This window comes from Corynebacterium sp. KPL4035 (assembly GCF_037908325.1).
Classification (GTDB): Bacteria; Actinomycetota; Actinomycetes; order Mycobacteriales; family Mycobacteriaceae; genus Corynebacterium; species Corynebacterium kefirresidentii.
Map to the genome: position 1 here is coordinate 1 of NZ_JBBMGF010000017.1, position 18,306 is coordinate 18,306.

Consider the following 18,306-nt stretch of genomic DNA (forward strand, 5'->3'; position numbering starts at 1 on the left):
CAGAATCCGGAACCCATTTCGACTCCACACAATCACCTAACCCATGTCAGGTGTTTCCACGACCACTAGAAATCAAGGGAAAATATGGCATGAACAAACCCCGCCACCTGAAATCAAGTGACGGGGTTTACTGTGCAGGGGCGACAGGACTCGAACCTGCAACCTACGGTTTTGGAGACCGTTGCGCTACCAATTGCGCCACGCCCCTATTCTTTTATCTCTTAATGCCTCAGCATCAAGCGTTGAAGACCTTACCAGAGCCGTAGTTCCAATCTGAAACCAGGCGGGTCTGCAAAGCCTTCAGCGCGGTAATAAAAAAGCGCCCTGCGGGCGCCTTTCTTTCCCGGTAGCGATGGCGAGAATTGAACTCGCGACACAGCGATTATGAGTCGCTTGCTCTACCACTGAGCTACACCGCCATATTCACCTTGGGGAATTTCTTCCTCCGAACATGAATGGAGCCCCCTGACAGAATCGAACTGTCGACCTTTTCCTTACCATGGAAACGCTCTGCCGACTGAGCTAAGGGGGCACATCCTAGCGTTGAACACATCGCTATTTCGTTGTGCTCTCCGTTGCGGACTCCAATAATCTAACCCGCTTGCAACGTTTTACACAAATCGCCACGTCAGAGCGCAAAAATGGGAAGCTTTTATGACACCTTATCGCGCATGTGAATGTGCTTGAATGAAAGGCATGTTGGATCAGAAGGATGCCCAGTCCATTGACGCCGCAAAGTTGTACTACAACTCCGGCTTCTCTCAGGCCGAGGTTGCCCATCATCTTGGGGTTTCCCGGCCCACGGTGTCCAAGTTGCTCAGCCACGCCTCCGCGCGCGGCTTTGTCACCATCAGCATTGCCGATCCGCGGGAGCAATCCGATGAACTAGTGGGCCAACTACGCCAACGCTTTGCGCTTGCCGACGTCCGCGTGACCACCACCCCACCCGGCGGTTCTCCCCTAGCAGACCTGGGCAGCGCCGGCGCCGCCCTCCTGGAAGAACTCATTGAGGATGGCACCAGCGTCGGCCTCTCTTGGGGCGAGACGATGTCCGCCGTCGCTTCTCACCTGCGGCGACAGCCACGGGAAGGCGTAGAGATTGTACAACTAAAAGGTGGCCACTCACACACGGAGCGATCCACTAAAGACTTCTACACCCTGCAGGCCTTTGCCCACGCCTTCAATGCCGAGGCCCACCTTTTACCGCTGCCGGGCATCTTCGATTCCGCGGAGGCCAAGCAGTGGGTGGAGCGCGATAGGCATATTGGGCAGATTTTGCATAAGGGGGCGTCGGTAAGCGTGGCGGTCTTTACGGTGGGCTCGGCCGAGCAGGAATCTTTAGCTTTCAACCTGGGCTATCTGACCGCGGCCGAGAAACAGCAGATTGCAGACAATGCTGTGGGTGATGCGTGCTCGCGCTTCTTCGACGCCTGCGGGGAAGTAGCCTGCCCGGCCGTAGACGCCCGCACCGTGGGCATCAGCCTCGCAGACTTGGCCACGCGCCCCACCCGGGTGCTGGTAGCTGGCGGCGCATCTAAGGCGCGGGCCATATGGGTGGCGCTGCGCAAGGGATTGGCTACCCATCTGGTCACAGATCAGGCCACCGCGCGCAAGCTCGTGGACTGGGCTAGTGAGGCCTCCCACAAAGGTTGAACAATTGTAAATTGCGTCATTGACATGGGTTCCTGCGGGGTTAAGCTAAGTGTGTAAAATCCCCCCCACACACCGAGGAGCGAAGCTATGTCCGCTACCGATATTGCCACCCCACACATCAACCCGCAGGGCGCGCCCATTGCAGAAACCATCTTGCTGCCCGGCGACCCACTACGCGCACAATTCATCGCCGAAAACTTCCTGTCAGACACCGTCCAGTTCAACGGCGTGCGCAATATGCTGGGGTTTACCGGAACCTATAAAGGCAACCCCGTTTCGGTCATGGGCACCGGCATGGGTATTCCCTCCATCGGCATCTACTCCTGGGAGCTCATCCACAACTACGGCGTAAAGAAGCTCATCCGCGTCGGTTCCATCGGCGCTATGCAAGAAGACATCGAGCTGCACGATGTCATCGTCGCCTCCTCCGCCTCCACCGATTCCAATTTCTTGAGCCAGTACAACCTGCCGGGCAGCTACGCTCCGACCGCCTCGTGGAAGCTCCTCAAGGCTTTGGTGGATGAATCCGAGAAGCAGCAGGCACACATTCACGTGGGCAATATCTTGAGCTCGGATATCTTCTATAACTTTGACCAATCCGTCAACGAACGCTGGGCGCACATGGGCGTGCTCGGCGTCGAGATGGAATCCGCAGCGCTTTATGCCACCGCGGCCGAAGCCGGCGTCGACGCGCTGGGGCTTTTCACCGTATCCGACAACCTCGTGCACGGTACCAAGCTTTCTGCCGAAGAGCGTCAAACCGCCTTCCGCACCATGATTGAACTCGCGCTGCCGCTTAACGCGCTCGACTAAAAGGACGCCTTCCCCGTGACTTCTTCTACTACTTCTGCTTCCCCGCAGGACAAGCGGCCAGGCTCCGCGGTAAACCCCAAGGTTGCCGTCCCCATCCTGCTCTTCGTCTTCTCATTGGTTATTGATAACGGCTTTAAGACGATGACCATGCCGATTGCCCAGGCGCTCGACCTTTCCGTTAAGACCGCCTCCCTGCAGGCTTCCCTCGCCGGCGTCATCATCGGCATCGGCGCCGTGGTCTATGCCGCGCTGGCGGATTCCATTTCCATCCGCAAGCTCATGCTCACCGGCGTCGTCCTCATTGCCGTGGGATCGATCTTAGCCTTCGCCTTTTCTAGCTTCTGGCCCATGGTGCTGGCCGGTCGCCTCATTCAAACCGCCGGCCTCGCCGCCGCGGAGACGCTTTATGTCATTTACGTGACCAAGCACTTAAGCGAGGCCGATCAAAAGACCTACCTGGGCTTTTCCACCGCCGCCTTCCAAGCCGGCCTGCTCATCGGCGCGTTGACCTCTGGCTTTATTTCCACCTATGTCTCGTGGACGGCGATGTTCCTAATCCCGCTCATCCTCATTCTGACCATCCCACCAATCATCAAGCTGGTGCCAGAAGATGAGGCCGTGGAGGGACACCTCGATGTGCTCGGCCTATTTTTCATCGCCGTCTTTGCCACTGGCCTGACCTTATTCATGCAGGAGTTCGACTGGGTATATCTCATCGTGGCTGTCCTCGGCGTGGTGGGCTTTGTTTACCACATCGGCCACGCCAAGTATCCCGTGGTCACCCCGGAGTTTTTCACCAACGGCCGCTACGTGTGGACCATCCTCATGGTCTTCTTCGTCTATTCCACCCAGATGGGCTTCATCTTCTTGCTGCCTTTTGCGGCGCATGACCTGCACGGCATGAATATCGATAAAGCCTCCCTGTTGATGATCCCGGGCTATATCTGCGCCATCCTCATCGGCATCTTCTCCGGAAAGATCGGCACCGTTTTATCCTCCCGCGCCACCATCTACACCGCCTTCGCCTTAGTTGCCGGCGCACTAGTGATGGCCGCGCTTTTTGTGCAACTCCACGTCGCTATTCTCATCGCAGCCATCGTGGCCTTCGCCTCCGGCTTTTCACTGGTGTACGCGCCGCTGGTTAATACCGCGCTGCGCAATATCAGCGCCGTCAAGTCCGGCATCGCCATTGGTTTTTATAACCTGACCATCAATATCGCCATCCCGCTGGGCATTGCCTATACCGCCAAGCTGCAGGACCTCGCTAGCTATAACACCGTGCTGTGGATCCTGGCCACCGTGGCTGCTATTGGCATTGCCCTATACGTAGTTTCTGACCTCAAGATGGCCCGTTCCGAATCCCGCCCAGCCCGTTAAGGAGAAAATTATGACTTCCCGCACCGACGTTGCATCCATCATCGATCACACCCTGCTCAAGCCGGAGGCCACCCCGGAACAATTCCGCGCCCTGGTAAATGAGGCAGCCGAGCTGGGCACCTACTCCGTATGCGTTTCCCCCTCCGCCTTGCCCATCGAGGTTCCTGACTCCCTGCACATTGCCACCGTCGTCGGCTTTCCCTCCGGGGCAGTAAAGCCGGAGATCAAGGCCGCTGAGGCAGCCCGCGCGGTTGCCGATGGTGCCGAAGAAGTGGACATGGTCATCAATATCCCGCTAGCCATTGAGGGCCGCGCCGAGGATCTGCAGGCCGAAATCCAGGCCGTGCGCGATGCCATCCCGGGCAAGGTTCTCAAGGTCATCATTGGATCCGCCGCGCTTTCCGACGACGCCATTGTCCTCGCCTGCAAGGCCGCCGCAGCCGCCCAGGCGGACTTTGTTAAAACCTCCACTGGCTTCCACCCGGCCGGCGGGGCCTCCGTGCATGCCGTAAAGCTCATGCGCGAGACCGTAGGCGATAGGTTAGGCGTGAAGGCCTCTGGCGGCATCCGTACCGCGAAGGATGCCCTAGCCATGATTGAGGCTGGCGCGACCCGCTTGGGCCTGTCCTCCTCCGCCAAGATCCTCGAGGAGCTCTAAGCCATGTCGAAAGCCGCCGCCGTAGATTATGACTACGCCCGTACGTGGGCCGAGCACGACCCTGATCCGGATACCGCCCGCCAGGTAAAGACCTGGATTGAGGAGGGCAATACCGCCGAGCTCGCCTCCGCCTTCGCCGGCCTCCTGGCCTTTGGCACCGCGGGCCTGCGCGCCGCCGTGGGCCCGGGTGAGTCCCGCATGAACCGCGCCGTGGTCATCCGCACCACCTACGGGCTCATCACATGGCTCAAGCAGCAGGTCGATACCCCAGTCGTGGCTATTGGTTGCGATGCCCGCCACGGCTCCGCGCAGTTCCAACGCGATGCGGCGCAGGTCATCTCCGCAGCTGGCGGCCGGGCCCTGGTTTTGCCCGCACAAAACCCCACCCCGCTGACCGCTTTCACGGTACACAAGCTCAAGGCAGATGCTGGCATCATGGTTACCGCCTCGCATAGTCCGCCGGCCGATAATGGCTACAAGGTGTACTTGGGCGGCCGCATCGCCACCGGCCCTGCGGAAGGCGTGCAACTTATCTCGCCCGCCGATGCCGAAATCGCGGAAGCCATCGCCGCGGCACCTCATGCCGATGAAATCCCGCTTTCTGCGGCGAATGTCGAGAACGTCGATACCCGCGCCGACTACCTCGACCGCGCGGCACAACTCGTAGGCGAAAGCTCCGATGTCACCATCGCGCTCACGGCCATGCACGGCGTTGGTGCTGCCTTGGGCAAAGAACTTCTCACCCGCTGTGGCTTCCGCGTCTCGCTAGTTCCTGAGCAGGCCCAACCGGATCCGGATTTCCCCACCGTCTCCTTCCCCAACCCGGAAGAGCCCGGCGCCCTTGATCTGGGTATCCGCCACGCTGAGGAGATCGGCGCCGATATCCTTATCGCTTATGACCCCGATGCGGACCGCTGCGCCGCCGCCGTGCCCACTGCTTCTGGCTCCTGGCACCAGTTCACCGGCGATGAAACCGGTGCCCTTTTGGGCGACTATCTGGCCCGCCGCGGGGCGACCGGCAATTTTGCCAATTCCCTCGTCTCCTCCCGCCTGCTCGGGCGCATCGCCGCGCACTACGGCCTCGGCCACGAAGAGACGCTGACCGGCTTCAAGTGGATCGCACGAACCCCGGATCTCGCCTTTGGCTATGAGGAGGCCATTGGATTCTGCCCCGATCCCACCGCTGTCCGTGACAAGGATGGCATCGCAACCTCCGTAGTGCTCGCCAGCCTCGCAGCCGAGTGCAAGTCCGCAGGAACCACCCTGCTGGAGCGATTGGAGGGCATCTATGCCGCCGTTGGGGCCCTGTATACCCAACCGCTGACCTTCCGCGTAGATGACCTCAGCATCATCGCCCAAGCGATGGACAAGGTCGCCTCTACCCCACCCACGGAGCTGGCCGGCTCCCCAGTGGCGAAGGTAGAGAAATTCGCCCAAGGCTCCAAGTTCTTCACCAACAACGATGACCGCGTCATCGTGCGCCCCTCCGGTACCGAGCCGAAGCTGAAGTGCTACATCGAATCCCCCGACGCCGACCGCCTCGATGCTATTGCGGCCGACCTGCGCGCCTACTTCGAGATTTAAACCCCTCCCCGCTCCGCGCTCTCTAACTGGTCCTTCTGAGATTGCTTAGGGCCAATGAGGGTGCGGACTAGTGGGCTTGCTGCCGCCAGGCCCACCGCCGCAGTACCAACTATCGATTCCGGTGGGTCAAAAAGAACGAGTATCGCCGGTATAAGGATGAGCGCGCCGAAAATGACACCTACGGCCGTAAAGAGCCGTACTTTTGATTCAAATATCGCGTACTCGAAAGATTCTGCTGTAACTTTCCTATCGAGGACAATATCTGCATGAGCGTCCTCCATAATCCGATCGCCTGCGCCCGGCTGAATGTCATTGTGCTGTTTGATTATCTGTGGATGCGGAGTTGGCCCCTGATGCGCCCACACAGCAATTTGGTCGTCAAGGTTAGAAAGTCTATTTACGCCAGGGAGCGCTCCTCCAACTGGTGGGAAATCGCTGCGTTTATTTTCTGGTGCGCCCGATAACTGCGAGTCCGATTGCGCAGATGCGCTTGCTGCGCTGCCTGCGCTACTCGCTGGCTTTGAAATAGGTGAATCTCGTTTACCCCGTCCAGCATCGTTCGGATCTTCTTCATATCCCATATCCTATCGCTAAACCTCATACCTTCATCTCTACAGTGACTTTCTGTGACTGATGGTATGGCTACCGAGCACGCCTGTTTGTACACAGCACCTTAGGAAGGTGTAGTTTGCTGGTCCTGAAGGCCAAAATGAGAGGAGTTAAAGACTACAGGACCCCACCATTCATCCTTAACAGTTTTGCTAAAGATTGCAGTTGGTATTTCATCATTGCTCTGCCTCGGTTATTTCATTGGCGGTTTGAATGCGGCATACATTGCCAAGGCCCTGGCGGGATCGGATTACACCTCATTGCCGGATATTTCTCGTAGGTTAGGAAATGGATTTTTCTACTTCACGATCGCTGGGATATTCCTAGCTGTATTCCTCGTTGGTGCCTATGCGGTGTTCCACAGGGCTCAAAGCTCCCGCAGACAGGGGTCCTGCCGGTAGCACCCGTCTCACGACTGCAGGTACGACGCAACCCCGCAAGCTTTTGCTTGCGGGGTTCATTCTGTGCCAGGTAGAAGATTCGAACTTCTGAAGGCAATGCCGGCGGATTTACAGTCCGCTCCCTTTGGCCGCTCGGGCAACCTGGCATGCACTGTGTGGTGCGAGTAAGTACTTTACTACGAACCACCCACCTACCTACAAATCGCCAGCACATAAGGGGAAAAGACGATAGAGGAGGGCGTCGCCAAGCAGCTAGCCCACGCGGCGCACAGTGTAATCCGCCAATTGGCGCAGGGCCTGGCTGGCCGAATTCTCCGGCAGCACGGCGAGCTGCTCCTCTACCACGCGCAAGTAGGCAGTGATGTCCTCCAGCGCCTTCTGTCGGCCACCAGATTGGTGCAGGAGCTCAATGGCACGCTCCACCTCGGCGTCGGAATGCAGCGGCCCAGTGAGCAGCTCACGCAGCTTATCGCCCACCTCACCCTCTTCTTCCAAGGCATAGAGAACCGGCAAAGTAAATACGCCCTCACGCAGGTCCGTGCCCGGGGTCTTGCCGGATTCCTTAGGGTCGGAGAAGATGTCGATGACATCGTCCACAATCTGGAAGATCATGCCGATGGCACCACCAATGCGGTGCAGGGCTGCGGCATGCTCGGCCGAGGCACCGGAGTGATAGGCGCCCAAGTAGCCCGCAGAGGCAATGAGCACGGCGGTCTTTTCGCGGATAACCGCCGTATAGTGCTCCACGGCATTAGCCTCGCCCGCGCCGATGGTCTCGCGCATCTGGCCGGTAACCAGCTCTTCAAAGGTATCGGCAAAGTGGCCTACGGTGTGGGTATCCAGCTCGCTCATCAGGCGGGAGGCATGCGCCAAGAGCGCATCGCCGGCGAGGATGGCCACGGAATTATTCCACCGCGAATTCGCGGATTCCACGCCCCTACGGCGGTCTGCCTCATCCATGACATCGTCATGATAAAGAGTGGCCACGTGCACCATCTCCACGACGGTGGCGGCCTTAACAACCTCTTCGCAGCCCGGACGCGAACCATACTCGGAGGCCAATAGCGCCATCATAGGGCGAAAGCGCTTGCCACCGGCCTTGGACAGGTGGCTGACCTTATCCTTTAAGAAGTCCTGGCCGCGGTCGATTTCACTGCGCAGCTTGTCTTCTACTGCTTCCATGCCCGCACCAATGCGCTCGTTGAGCTGCGGATCACCAAGATCCACGTGCGTGGCATGCGATTGACCGTGAGTCATTAAATAGTGTTCCTTGCAACTAAAAGCCAGAGATAATCGATTACCTACCGTAGTCCAATCCGCGCCCCTAAACACACTCGAGGGGGCGAACTCATGCAATGATAGTCCTCATGTCGGAGCAGATCGATTCCCAAACCTATGTCGAAGTCGCCATCATTGGCGCTGGACCTGCCGGAGCCGCCGCCGCGATTCACGCCGCACGCGCGGGCTTTGACACCCTCCTTATTGATTCCGCGACGTTTCCCCGCGAGAAAACCTGCGGTGACGGGCTCACCCCACGCGCGATGCATCAGCTCGACGAGCTGGGCCTTAAGGTCAACGCCTCCTACCGCAATCGCGGCCTGAAGCTGCACGGATACGGCGGCGATATTACCGCGCCGTGGCCGAAGATCTACCCTTCCCAGGTGGGTACGGCCCTGCCACGCTATCGCTTTGATGCCCTGCTTGTCGACGCCGCCGTAGACGCCGGCGCCACCCTTATCACCGGCACCCCCGCTACCGATCCCATGCTCGAAGGAAACCGCGTGACGTCTTTCCGCGTGGGCGAAGCCACCGTACACGCCACGTGGGTCATTGTGGCCGATGGCGTGCGCTCTACCTTTGGCAAGAAACTTGGCCGCACCTGGCACCGCGAGGAAGTCTATGGAATCGCCGCACGCTCCTATGCTTCCTCCACACATGCCGATGAGCCCTGGATGCACTCCCACGTGGAGCTCAAGGACGAAGACGGCGAGGTGCAGCCGGGCTACGGGTGGATCTTCCCGCTCGGCCTTGAGCTCGGCCAGGTCAACATCGGCCTTGGCGCGCTCTCGACCGCGCAGCGCCCCGCCAAGATCAACACCAAGAAGCTACTCGAGTTCTACGCCGCCCAGCAGCGCCCCGAGTGGGGCCTAGGGGGGATTGAACACGTCACCTCTGCCCTACTGCCCATGGGCGGCGCGGTATCCAACGTGGCCGGTGCCAATTGGATGCTCATCGGCGATGCCGCCGCCTGCATCAACCCCCTCAACGGCGAAGGCATCGATTATGGCTTGGAGACTGCCGCGCTTGCCGTGGATCTACTCGGCCCAAAGGATTTCACCCTCGCCTGGCCAGCCGTCCTGCGCGAACACTACGGCGAATCCTTCCTCCTCGCCCGCACGGCCGCGCGCCTTTTGACCTACCCGCAGTTCCTCCCGATTGCCGGTCCGCTGGCCCTGCGCGGGCCCATCGGCCGCATGCTCATGCCGGCCGCCGCACGCCTGATGGGCAATCTCATCACTGACGACGACCGCGACCTCATCGCGCGCACCTGGCGCGCTGCTGGCCGCACCGTATCGTCTCTCCGCCGCGATACTCCCCTGTGGGATTCCACCGCGGCTTAGTCCCCGTCCCCCTCATGTCTCTAGGTGCGGGCCCAGGCCCGCACCTAGGCGGGCTTGACCGCCGAGTGCAGCGCCACGATGCCAAAGGTAAGGTTCTGCCAACCAGCCTCGGCCCAGCCATTGCGATTGATAGCCGCCGCGAGCTCCTCTTGCCCCGGCCATGCACGAATGGACTCCGCGAGGTAGATATAGGCATCCGGATTAGAAGAAACCACGCGCGCCACCGGCGGCAACAGGCGCATTAAGTATTCCTTGTACACGGTGCCAAAAATCGGCACCACCGGGGTGGAAAATTCCGCCACCGCTAGACGCCCGCCCGGCTTGGTCACGCGCGCCATTTCACGCAGCCCGAGCTCAAAGTCGTGGATATTGCGCAGTCCATAAGAGATGGTCACCGCATCAAAAGTATTATCCGCAAACGGCAGCTTCATGCCATCGCCGGCCACCTTGGGTACGTCACGCTCACGGCCAGCGGCCAACATCCCGCGGGAGAAATCGCACGCCACGCACCACGCACCGGACTTGGACAATTCCACGGTGGATACGGCGGTGCCGGCCGCAAGATCGAGGACCTTCTCCCCCGGCTGTAGGTTTAGTCGCTCGCGGGTGCGCTTGCGCCAGTGCGCGTCCTGCCCGAAGGACAAGACAGTATTAGTGAGGTCGTACTTCTCGCCCACGGCGTCAAACATGCGCGCCACATCGAAGGGCTTTTTATCCAGATCTGCCTTAGACACAAATGATCAGTTTAGGCCACGCGGGCGCCGAGGGCACGAGCCGCCCACCGCGGCAGCGCCGGGCGCTGCCCCAAAATGGTCAGGGGCACCCGGCGGGTATCCTCCAGCACCTCTTCGTAATAGCCCACGAGCTGCTCGCACAGCGCCTTCCACGTCTTGGAAGAAATGGACTCGCGGGCATTATCGCGCATCTCCTGATGGATCTCTGGGTTGAGCAGCGCATCCACCGCATTGGGGAGGTCTTCCACAAAGGTCTTCACGTCCAACAAAAGCCCGTTATAGCCCTCCTCAATGAGGTCTACCGGACCACCGGCACGCGGCCCAATGGTAGGCACGCCGGAGGCCTGCGCCTCCTGAATGGACTGGCAGAAGGTCTCAAACTCACCGGCGTGGACAAAAACATCCAAAGAGGCATAGGCCGCGGCAAGTTCTTCGCCAGACAGAGCGCCAGTAAACACGGCCCCAGGAAGCTGGGCTTCCAATAATGGCCGCTCCGGCCCATCGCCCACGATGACCAGCTGGATATCTTCGCGTCCATTGAGCGCCGATAACCGGTGCACCCCCTTTTCCGCAGCCAAACGCCCAACGAAGCCGACGATATTCTTCGTGCCGCTCGGCTCCCAGCTGCGGCGCAGCTCAGCAGAGCGCTTGGATGGGTGGAAAAGCTCCGCATTCACGCCGCGTCCCCAATGGCGCACGTTTTTGATGTGGTGCTTTTCCAGATCCCGGATGGTCAGAGAAGACGGTGCCAGGGTCATCTGGCAGGAGTTGTGGATGGTGCGCAGCCACTCCCAGACGCCATAGGCCAGCGCGGAAGCATGGTATTTGGTGGCGAATCCGGCGACGTCAGTCTGGTACAGCGCCACGGCCGGCACGCGTTGCTGACGGGCGGAGAAGGCACCTGCCGCGCCGAGTACGAAGGGGCTGGCTAGGTGGATGATATCCGGCTTGAAATCACGCAGTGCCTCATCCACCGCCGTTGTAGGAACTCCCACCGGAAGCGAATCCACCAGCGGCACGCGCACGGTGGGCACGCGGTAGATGGGGAATCCGAGGTAGTCCGGAATTTCCTCTTGGCCTTCGCGGGCGCCCGGCGCGATAACAATGGCCTCCTGCCCCGTCTCGTGCAGATGCTCCAAAACGCGCAGCACTGAGTTGGTCACACCATTGACATTGGGAAGGAAGGATTCAGCCACGATCGCAACACGCATGCCACCATAATGACCTATTTTCTTAAGTTAATGGTGAAGCTAGTGGAAAATCTTGGTTAATTATTTCTCCGCACGGCGGGTAAAGAAGCTAATCAGCTTCCACAAAGCGGCCGCAATAAGTGTAGCCACCACCCCTACCGAAGCCGCTGGGATGATAGCCAGCGTCCACTTACGGCCTTCTACCTTGACCAGATCAGGGTCATCGAGGGCGTATTGCACCCACACCTGCTGCCCCTCACCCAGGCCGCTGGGATAAAGCAGCCCGTGCTTCGGGGTGTGGTAAATCCCCTCACTGTCTTGGAAATCCACCGTGGTGCGCAGCATTCCCACGTCTTTGACCGTGGCCAGAGCACGCGCGGGGTGGGCGGCGATGGCGTGATCATTTAGCGCCGGTCCGATGACCATGCCTACCACACCCACGAGTGCGGCCAGATACAACGCCAGCGTCAGCTGGTGCAGGCGGCGACGATAGACCGCAGCCGTATAGCGCGGCACCACGGCTGCGTGCGGTTTATGCTGCGGCGAAGCCACTTACTGGCCCACCTTTGCGGTCAACTTCTCAGTGAGCGCCCGGCGCGTGGCACGGGTGGTCTTTGCTTCCACGATGGTGATACCGGTGGAGTATTCCTTAAGTTCCGCCAGCGTATCCAGCAGCTCCTGCGGGGTAGTGACCTCGCGGTAGTCTGCCTCGTAGGCTTCTGCCAGCTTGCCGACGTCCACCCCATGCGGCGTCCCAAACGCCGGCTCGAATGACGCGCGCAGCGCATCGGCCCCCTGCTCAAGGGTCTCAAAGATGCCGCCACCATTGTCATTGGCTACGACGATGGTGAGGTTTTCCGGACGCGGTTGGTCTTCCGGGATGAGTAGGCTATTCGCATCATGCAAGAAGGTGACATCGCCCATCAGCGCCATAACGCGTGGGGCACGCCAATTGGTGGGATCCAGCGATTGTGTGGCCAAGGAAATGCCGATGGCCTGGGCGATGGTTCCGTCAATACCGGCCGCCCCGCGCGGCGAGTACGTATCGACACCGTCGAAGGGCAAGCCCACTAATGCAGCATCGCGCACCGGGTTCGAGGCGCCAAGGACCAGGGTGTCGTTGACGGAGAGCGTATCGCCCACCGCGGCCGCCACGTGCAGCCCGGTAAATCCCAGGTCTTCGTCCTCAAGAGTCTCGCGCACGGCTTGCCCCGCCATGTCGGTAGCACCCTCGCAAACCTTCATCCACTCGCGGCTCTGCTCGCCGGTGACCTTGACAGTGGTGCCCAACCGAGCATCGTTGCCGCGCTGATTGGTGAAGTCCTTGGTGCGCGAGAGCACCACCAGATCAATATCCGGATCATTCATCAGCGCCAAAACGCTGCGGTGCAGCGTCGGGTGCCCGACGACGATGACCTGTTCCACCTTGGTATTGACCACATAATCATTCGCGGAGACCTGCGCCTTGCGGAAGATATGCGCCGCCGCCGGATGTACCGGATGGTACGGGCCCGGCGCGCTTGGCTCTGCGATGGTCGGCACGTCTTCTAAGCCTTCTACCTCCCAGGCTTCATCACCGGCAATGACCAGTGTGTTCTTGCTCAAGTCCACGGCTACTTCGCCGTGGTCCACAAAGGCCGGTGCTGGCTCGCGCCCGCCGTCGCCGGAGGTACGGGCGGGCAAGGCGGCGTCGACAAGCGGGGCATCAAAGGCCACATTGATGTGTACTTGCAGGTCTGTGCGGAAGCGCTGGGACATCGCCTCCAGATCATCTGCGCTGGTGACCTGGGTGGTTTTCGCGTATACGCCGAAGATGCCCTGTTGTTCGATGGTTTGGGAGGCACCCGTGCCTACCAGACGCTCTGGCCGGTCGGCGCTAATGATGGCCAGCGGCGTATGGGAATAATGTGCCTCCACCACGGCCGGCAGGGTATTGGCCACGGCAGTTCCCGAGGTCATCACCACGCCCACGTGGCGGCGCTGCACTCGCGCCATGCCTAGGGCGGTAAACGCGCCTCCGCGCTCATCGAGGCGGGTGTGAACGCGGATATCATCACGTGCTAAAAGCGCCAACGACAGCGGCGCGTTGCGCGAACCAGGGCACAAGACGACATCCGTGAGGTGGCGCGCCAGTTGGGTGGCTACCTTCTCAGCCAACTGCATCGATTCATTCATGCCGCCTGATTTTACCTGCCCGCGCGCCATTTCCCTTACCGGGCAGGTGCCTGGCGCTTAGTTCTGAGTGCCTTGCTGGTCGGCCGGCTCCCCGCCGCCGCCCAAGAGATCATTGAGGAGGCCCTCTACGTCCACGTCGCCGCCCCTATCCAACTGGTCTTGCAGATCTGATGGCAGTTCGGTCGGAATATCGGAGGGCAGCTCGTTTTGGAAATCCGGCAGCTTCGGCAGCTTATTGGACTTTTCATCCTGCGTATCCGGCTCATTTGTCTGCGTCACGGTAGTGGGAACCTGCGTGGTCAGTGTCTCCGTCACCGGCTCTGGTTCCGGCTTATCTGCCTCGTCCGCGGCATTGCGCCACAGGAAAAACAGCACAGCCGCGGCAAGCACTGCCAGCACCGCAATAGCCGCAAAGACGCCGACCATAGCGCCGCCTCCGCCGCCCTTCTTCTTGCGCTTTTCCGGCTGGTCCGGATCATAGTTCGACGGCACCGGTTCGTACTCGGGCTGCTGCGCGTATTGCTGGCCATATGCCTGCCCGGCCGGCTGCTGATAGTTCTGGCCGTAGCTTTGCTGCTGACCGTAGCCCTGCTGATAGCCAGCGGCCGCATCAAATTGACGAGTCTCATTCTGCGTCTGCTGCTCGCCTGGGAAGTACTGCTTGGGGTGCTCGCGGCGCGCTTGGTCGCGGCTGGGGCCTGCGGCATTCTCGGGCACGCGGCCAATCTGGCGCGTGGCATCATCCGCCGGGCTGGACCAGCTGCGGGTTTCATTATTATCGCCATGAGGGCCTTTAGTAGTCATACCCTCTACCTCTACCCCATTTTGCTGTGAGATCCCAGAGAGGTCTCCCACAGCTAACGGGTAGCTAAGGCTCGCCGCTTAATGCGCTCGGCGTGCACTCAAGGCGCGGCCCGTGGCGGTATCCTCTGCGGCAACCTGCGCCGGGGTGGCATCCGCGATGATGCGGCCGCCATCTTCGCCAGCGCCCGGGCCCATCTCAATGATGCGGTCCGCATTCGCCATGACCGAAAGATCATGCTCGACGACGATCACCGTATGTCCAGCATCCGCCAGCTTATGCAGCTCGGTATTGAGCAGGTCGATATCGGCTGGGTGCAGGCCCGTGGTGGGCTCATCGAGCAGGTAGACCGTGTGGCCGCGGCGAGAATTGCGAGAGCGCTGCAGTTCCGTGGCGAGCTTGATGCGCTGGGCCTCTCCGCCGGACAGCTCCGGTGCACCTTGACCCAAGCGGAGGTAGCCCAGGCCGACGGCCTGCAGTGTGGCGATGGCGCGGTAAATCTTTTCCTCTTCGGCGAATACCTCTGCGGCTTCGTCGACGGTGAGCTCCAAGATATCCGCGATGGTGCGACCCTGCCAGGTTACTTCGAGGGTTTCCTCGTTGAAGCGGGCGCCGCCGCACTCTGGGCAGGTGGTATACGAGCCTGGCAAAAAGACCAGCTCCACTTCGATTTTGCCCGCGCCGCCACAGGTGGGGCACTGGCCTTGCTTCACGTTGTAGGAAAAGCGCGAGACCGTCCACTTGCGCTGCTTGGCCTCGTCGGTGGAGGCGAAGAGCTTGCGGACGTTATCGAAAAGACCGGTATAGGTTGCCAGCGTGGAGCGCGGGGTGCGGCCGATGGGCTTTTGGGTAATCTGCACGACGCGCTTGACTCGGTCAAAGCCTTCCGTGCTCTCTACCGACCAACCCTTATCCTCGGTCTCTTCCTCATCGGAAACGGCCGTAGCGGACTGTCGCAACAGCCCAGCCAGCACCGTGCTGACCAGGGTGGATTTACCCGAACCGGAGACACCGGCGACCGCCGTGAATTGGCCCAAACCAAAGTCCACATCCAAGTTGTCGATGCTGCGTGCGTTGATGCCGCGGAGGGCGAGGTGGGAGGAGGGGGTGCGGGGGTCGTCGGCAAGCGTGAGCGTACGGTGAGCCAGCGCATTGGCGGTAGGGGTGTCCGCGTCATAGTCTTCGACCGGGCCCGAATAGACCACGTTGCCGCCGCGCTCGCCGGCCAGCGGGCCGACGTCAACGAGCCAGTCCGCTTGCGCGACCAAATCCATGTCATGCTCCACCAAGAGCACGGAGTTGCCGGCCGCGATGAAACGGCGGCACATATCCATGACCGCGTTGCGCTCATCGGGGTGCAGGCCGGCCGAGGGCTCATCGAGCACATACGCCACGCCGAAGAGACCCGAGCGCAGCTGCGCCGCCAGTCGAATACGCTGCATCTCGCCGCCGGACAGGCTCTGCGTCGGCCGATCCAGGCTTAGATGCGCCAGGCCGAGCTCGAGCGCCGAGGTCAAGGCAGGCAGAATCTGTTTGAGCAATAAGTCCTCGGCCGAATTCTCCTCCGGATTCTGCTTGCTGAGCACCGCGTGGACCCTATCGAGCGGCAGCGCGCCCAGCTCATCAATGGGCCTGCCCGCATAGGTCACCTTCAGCGCAGCCGGATTGAGGCGGCGGCCGCCACACGTTTCGCACTCGCGCGATTCCATATAGGACAGGGTGCGCTTGCGCAGGGTATCCGATTGGGTCTCTGCCAGCGTCTTCTTCAGGTAGCTGGCCACCGAACGCCATGTGCCCTCATAGTTGCGCTGAATCTGATCCTTTCCGCGCAGGGGCTTGACCGTGACTACTGGGCGCTCCTCGGTAAAGAGAATCCAGTCGCGGTCCTTTTGGGGCAGCTCTTGCCAGGGCGAATCGAGGTCATAGCCCAGGTTCATGAGGATGTCGTGGAAGTTCTTGCCGGCCCAAGCGCCAGGCCAGGCCTGAATAGCACCCTCCTCGATGGAGAGGGTGGGATCCGGGACCATGGAGTCCTCAGTCGGCTCGTGGACCACGCCCGTGCCGTGGCACTGCGGGCACATTCCCTCAGGCGTATTGGGCGAGAAGGAATCGGAGTACAGGCCCTCCGGATTATCCCCGGCGCGCGAGTAGAGCAGGCGCACGCTATTGGAAAGTGCGGAGACTGTGCCGACCGTGGAACGCGCACCGCCGCCGGAGGTTGACTGTTGCAGTGCGACCGTCGGCGGCAAGCCCTCTACTTGGCTGACCTGCGGGTCGACGGCCGAGCTAATAAGGCGGCGCGCGAAGGGTGCTACCGATTCAAGGTAGCGACGCTGGCCTTCGCCGTGAATCGTGCCGAAAGCGAGCGAAGACTTGCCAGAGCCGGACACCCCAGTGACAGCGACGAGTTTGCCACGGGGCATATCGACGTCGACGTTGCGCAGGTTGTGCAGGTGGGCATCGCGGACCTTGATAGTAGACATGTCCTCTAGCGTACGCACAGGTGGCGGGCTGGGCAGCGACCTCTATCTTGGCTTTCCGCCGCTGATCGCGCACCGATCGCGATTTTCGTCCATCTAAACCAGGGATTTCGTCGACGGTTTAAGCGGTTTGTATGGACGAAAGTCGTGATCCCAGCAGTTCCGCGGAACCGAATCCTCAGCGCAGCAGTCTAAAAGGCTATGTACACACGAAAAGACCTGTTCGAAAAAGGAATGACTCAATATCGAATTGAAAAGGAGGTGGCAGAGGGCAGACTCCTCCGGCTTAGGCGCAATTGTTACGTCCCGGCGGAGGCAGAGGCGAAAGATAAGCTCAACGCGGTGGCACAGCTTTATCCGGACGCGGTGTTTTCAGGGACAGCGGCTCTCGCGGCCTATGGCTTATGCGAAGTACGCCTGCCGGCGGTGATCCGGGTGGATAATAATAGCCGGATGCGGGCGGATGATCTGGTGCATATGGTGAGGTCGCGACCAGTGCCGGCAAATCGGATAAAGGGTGTCAAGATGGCGTTGCCGGCGCAGGCGGTAGCAGATGCCCTAAGCTTTGAGCGCTGCAGCGAGTGGCTGCTGAAGGATGCGCTGGCGCAGGCGTATCGCGGGCTCAACGGAAGGGGGAGGTTCGCGGCCGATATAGAGCAGGTGATCAGCAAGAAAAGGGACGCGGTGCGCGAGTTGGCGGAGCGGGCGCCGGTGGGGACGGCGTCGAAATGGGAGCAGCGAATGTATCACGAGATGCGGCGGGTGGGGCTCAAGCCGGTGCCGAATTTCCGTTTAGGACCGTACACCTGGGATTTAGGCTTCGAAGCGGGAACGACGGTGGTGGACTTGGACTCGCTTTATTATCACGCGCCGGAAGATAATCACCGGGAATTTCTCATCGGGACGTGGAAGACCAATCATGCGGTGCAGCATGGGTGGGCGCCGTTGAAATTTACTGATGAATGCACCGACTACCACCTCAAGCTGGTGGTGGAGACGGTGCAAGAAACGGTGGCGCATCGACGCAGCGTGCGCGGGCTAAAGAGCAGTCCGCCAAAGGTGCGGCGGGCGCTGGCGACTCCGGCGTGGCGGTTCCACCAAAGCTTGCTCTAGAGCCTAGTCCAGGTGCGGCCAGCAGGCGCGCAGGCGGTCGAACCACCAATCGCGGCGGTCGGCGGGGGCGGCGAGGGCGGTCAGGCGGTCCGGGTC

15 protein-coding genes and 4 tRNA genes are annotated in these 18,306 nt (G+C 60.7%); 7 read left to right on the forward strand and 12 right to left on the reverse strand.

What is annotated here, in order from left to right:
• Window positions 1–135 precede the first annotated feature (135 nt).
• The 3 genes from WMP96_RS11180 to WMP96_RS11190 form a co-directional block, all read right to left on the reverse strand.
• A tRNA-Trp gene (locus tag WMP96_RS11180) sits at window positions 136–208 on the reverse strand.
• 139 nt (window positions 209–347) lie between these two features.
• A tRNA-Met gene (locus WMP96_RS11185) sits at window positions 348–419 on the reverse strand.
• 37 nt (window positions 420–456) lie between these two features.
• Window positions 457–532, reverse strand: a tRNA-Thr gene (locus WMP96_RS11190).
• A 164-nt stretch (window positions 533–696) separates the two neighbouring features.
• Here WMP96_RS11190 and WMP96_RS11195 point away from each other — a divergent pair.
• The 5 genes from WMP96_RS11195 to WMP96_RS11215 all read left to right on the forward strand — a co-directional run bounded on the left by WMP96_RS11195 (window position 697) and on the right by WMP96_RS11215 (window position 6,085).
• Window positions 697–1,653: a sugar-binding transcriptional regulator gene (locus WMP96_RS11195; protein WP_340433498.1), complete on the forward strand. Its 957-nt coding sequence runs from the start codon at window positions 697–699 to the stop codon at window positions 1,651–1,653.
• An 87-nt stretch (window positions 1,654–1,740) separates the two neighbouring features.
• Complete coding sequence (gene deoD / locus WMP96_RS11200; protein WP_239208169.1) at window positions 1,741–2,466, forward strand: purine-nucleoside phosphorylase; 726 nt, start codon at window positions 1,741–1,743, stop codon at window positions 2,464–2,466.
• Between the two features lie 15 nt (window positions 2,467–2,481).
• A complete protein-coding gene (locus tag WMP96_RS11205) occupies window positions 2,482–3,843 on the forward strand; it encodes an MFS transporter (RefSeq protein ID WP_340433502.1) in 1,362 nt (453 codons plus the stop codon).
• A gap of 10 nt (window positions 3,844–3,853) precedes the next feature.
• Window positions 3,854–4,501 carry a deoxyribose-phosphate aldolase gene (gene deoC, locus WMP96_RS11210; protein ID WP_340433505.1) on the forward strand — a complete coding sequence of 216 codons (648 nt, stop codon included), beginning with the start codon at window positions 3,854–3,856 and terminating at the stop codon, window positions 4,499–4,501.
• 3 nt (window positions 4,502–4,504) lie between these two features.
• Window positions 4,505–6,085, forward strand: coding sequence for a phospho-sugar mutase (locus WMP96_RS11215; RefSeq protein ID WP_301716777.1), 1,581 nt, complete (start codon window positions 4,505–4,507; stop codon window positions 6,083–6,085).
• Here the strand turns inward: WMP96_RS11215 and WMP96_RS11220 are convergent.
• The 3 genes from WMP96_RS11220 to WMP96_RS11230 form a co-directional block, all read right to left on the reverse strand.
• Window positions 6,082–6,666, reverse strand: coding sequence for a DUF2335 domain-containing protein (locus tag WMP96_RS11220; protein WP_301716776.1), 585 nt, complete (start codon window positions 6,664–6,666; stop codon window positions 6,082–6,084). The two genes, WMP96_RS11215 and WMP96_RS11220, sit on opposite strands and share 4 nt — an antisense overlap.
• A gap of 493 nt (window positions 6,667–7,159) precedes the next feature.
• A tRNA-Tyr gene (locus WMP96_RS11225) sits at window positions 7,160–7,241 on the reverse strand.
• A gap of 106 nt (window positions 7,242–7,347) precedes the next feature.
• Window positions 7,348–8,352 carry a polyprenyl synthetase family protein gene (locus tag WMP96_RS11230; protein WP_023020514.1) on the reverse strand — a complete coding sequence of 335 codons (1,005 nt, stop codon included), beginning with the start codon at window positions 8,350–8,352 and terminating at the stop codon, window positions 7,348–7,350.
• 98 nt (window positions 8,353–8,450) lie between these two features.
• Here WMP96_RS11230 and WMP96_RS11235 point away from each other — a divergent pair, with 98 nt between their 5' ends.
• Window positions 8,451–9,716 (forward strand): geranylgeranyl reductase family protein, encoded by a 1,266-nt coding sequence (locus tag WMP96_RS11235; RefSeq protein ID WP_340433509.1) that lies wholly within the window; start codon window positions 8,451–8,453, stop codon window positions 9,714–9,716.
• A 44-nt stretch (window positions 9,717–9,760) separates the two neighbouring features.
• On the opposite strand, the gene WMP96_RS11240 is transcribed toward WMP96_RS11235, so the two are convergent.
• From WMP96_RS11240 to WMP96_RS11265, 6 genes are all read right to left on the reverse strand, one after another.
• Window positions 9,761–10,450: a demethylmenaquinone methyltransferase gene (locus WMP96_RS11240; protein ID WP_023020512.1), complete on the reverse strand. Its 690-nt coding sequence runs from the start codon at window positions 10,448–10,450 to the stop codon at window positions 9,761–9,763.
• A gap of 11 nt (window positions 10,451–10,461) precedes the next feature.
• Window positions 10,462–11,661 (reverse strand): glycosyltransferase family 4 protein, encoded by a 1,200-nt coding sequence (locus WMP96_RS11245; RefSeq protein WP_023020511.1) that lies wholly within the window; start codon window positions 11,659–11,661, stop codon window positions 10,462–10,464.
• A 60-nt stretch (window positions 11,662–11,721) separates the two neighbouring features.
• Window positions 11,722–12,192, reverse strand: coding sequence for a DUF3592 domain-containing protein (locus WMP96_RS11250; protein ID WP_023027803.1), 471 nt, complete (start codon window positions 12,190–12,192; stop codon window positions 11,722–11,724).
• Window positions 12,193–13,815 (reverse strand): 2-succinyl-5-enolpyruvyl-6-hydroxy-3-cyclohexene-1-carboxylic-acid synthase, encoded by a 1,623-nt coding sequence (menD, locus tag WMP96_RS11255; protein ID WP_340433511.1) that lies wholly within the window; start codon window positions 13,813–13,815, stop codon window positions 12,193–12,195.
• 57 nt (window positions 13,816–13,872) lie between these two features.
• Window positions 13,873–14,619, reverse strand: coding sequence for a hypothetical protein (locus WMP96_RS11260; RefSeq protein ID WP_340433513.1), 747 nt, complete (start codon window positions 14,617–14,619; stop codon window positions 13,873–13,875).
• Window positions 14,620–14,697: 78 nt separating this feature from the next.
• Window positions 14,698–17,100: an excinuclease ABC subunit UvrA gene (locus WMP96_RS11265; RefSeq protein ID WP_301716772.1), complete on the reverse strand. Its 2,403-nt coding sequence runs from the start codon at window positions 17,098–17,100 to the stop codon at window positions 14,698–14,700.
• A 198-nt stretch (window positions 17,101–17,298) separates the two neighbouring features.
• Between WMP96_RS11265 and WMP96_RS11270 the strand changes: the two genes are divergently transcribed.
• Complete coding sequence (locus WMP96_RS11270; protein WP_340433516.1) at window positions 17,299–18,210, forward strand: hypothetical protein; 912 nt, start codon at window positions 17,299–17,301, stop codon at window positions 18,208–18,210.
• The last annotated feature ends 96 nt before the right edge of the window (window positions 18,211–18,306 follow it).

What these genes read in the sequence shown, in the direction of transcription:
- WMP96_RS11195 (WP_340433498.1), top strand. Translation starts at nt 697, where the DNA reads ATGTTGGATCAGAAGGATGCCCAGTCCATTGACGCCGCAAAGTTGTAC.
- deoD (WP_239208169.1), top strand. Translation starts at nt 1,741, where the DNA reads ATGTCCGCTACCGATATTGCCACCCCACACATCAACCCGCAGGGCGCG.
- deoC (WP_340433505.1), top strand. Translation starts at nt 3,854, where the DNA reads ATGACTTCCCGCACCGACGTTGCATCCATCATCGATCACACCCTGCTC.
- WMP96_RS11215 (WP_301716777.1), top strand. Translation starts at nt 4,505, where the DNA reads ATGTCGAAAGCCGCCGCCGTAGATTATGACTACGCCCGTACGTGGGCC.
- WMP96_RS11220 (WP_301716776.1), bottom strand. Translation starts at nt 6,666, where the DNA reads ATGGGATATGAAGAAGATCCGAACGATGCTGGACGGGGTAAACGAGAT.
- WMP96_RS11230 (WP_023020514.1), bottom strand. Translation starts at nt 8,352, where the DNA reads ATGACTCACGGTCAATCGCATGCCACGCACGTGGATCTTGGTGATCCG.
- WMP96_RS11235 (WP_340433509.1), top strand. Translation starts at nt 8,451, where the DNA reads ATGATAGTCCTCATGTCGGAGCAGATCGATTCCCAAACCTATGTCGAA.
- WMP96_RS11245 (WP_023020511.1), bottom strand. Translation starts at nt 11,661, where the DNA reads ATGCGTGTTGCGATCGTGGCTGAATCCTTCCTTCCCAATGTCAATGGT.
- menD (WP_340433511.1), bottom strand. Translation starts at nt 13,815, where the DNA reads ATGAATGAATCGATGCAGTTGGCTGAGAAGGTAGCCACCCAACTGGCG.
- WMP96_RS11260 (WP_340433513.1), bottom strand. Translation starts at nt 14,619, where the DNA reads ATGACTACTAAAGGCCCTCATGGCGATAATAATGAAACCCGCAGCTGG.
- WMP96_RS11265 (WP_301716772.1), bottom strand. Translation starts at nt 17,100, where the DNA reads ATGTCTACTATCAAGGTCCGCGATGCCCACCTGCACAACCTGCGCAAC.
- WMP96_RS11270 (WP_340433516.1), top strand. Translation starts at nt 17,299, where the DNA reads ATGTACACACGAAAAGACCTGTTCGAAAAAGGAATGACTCAATATCGA.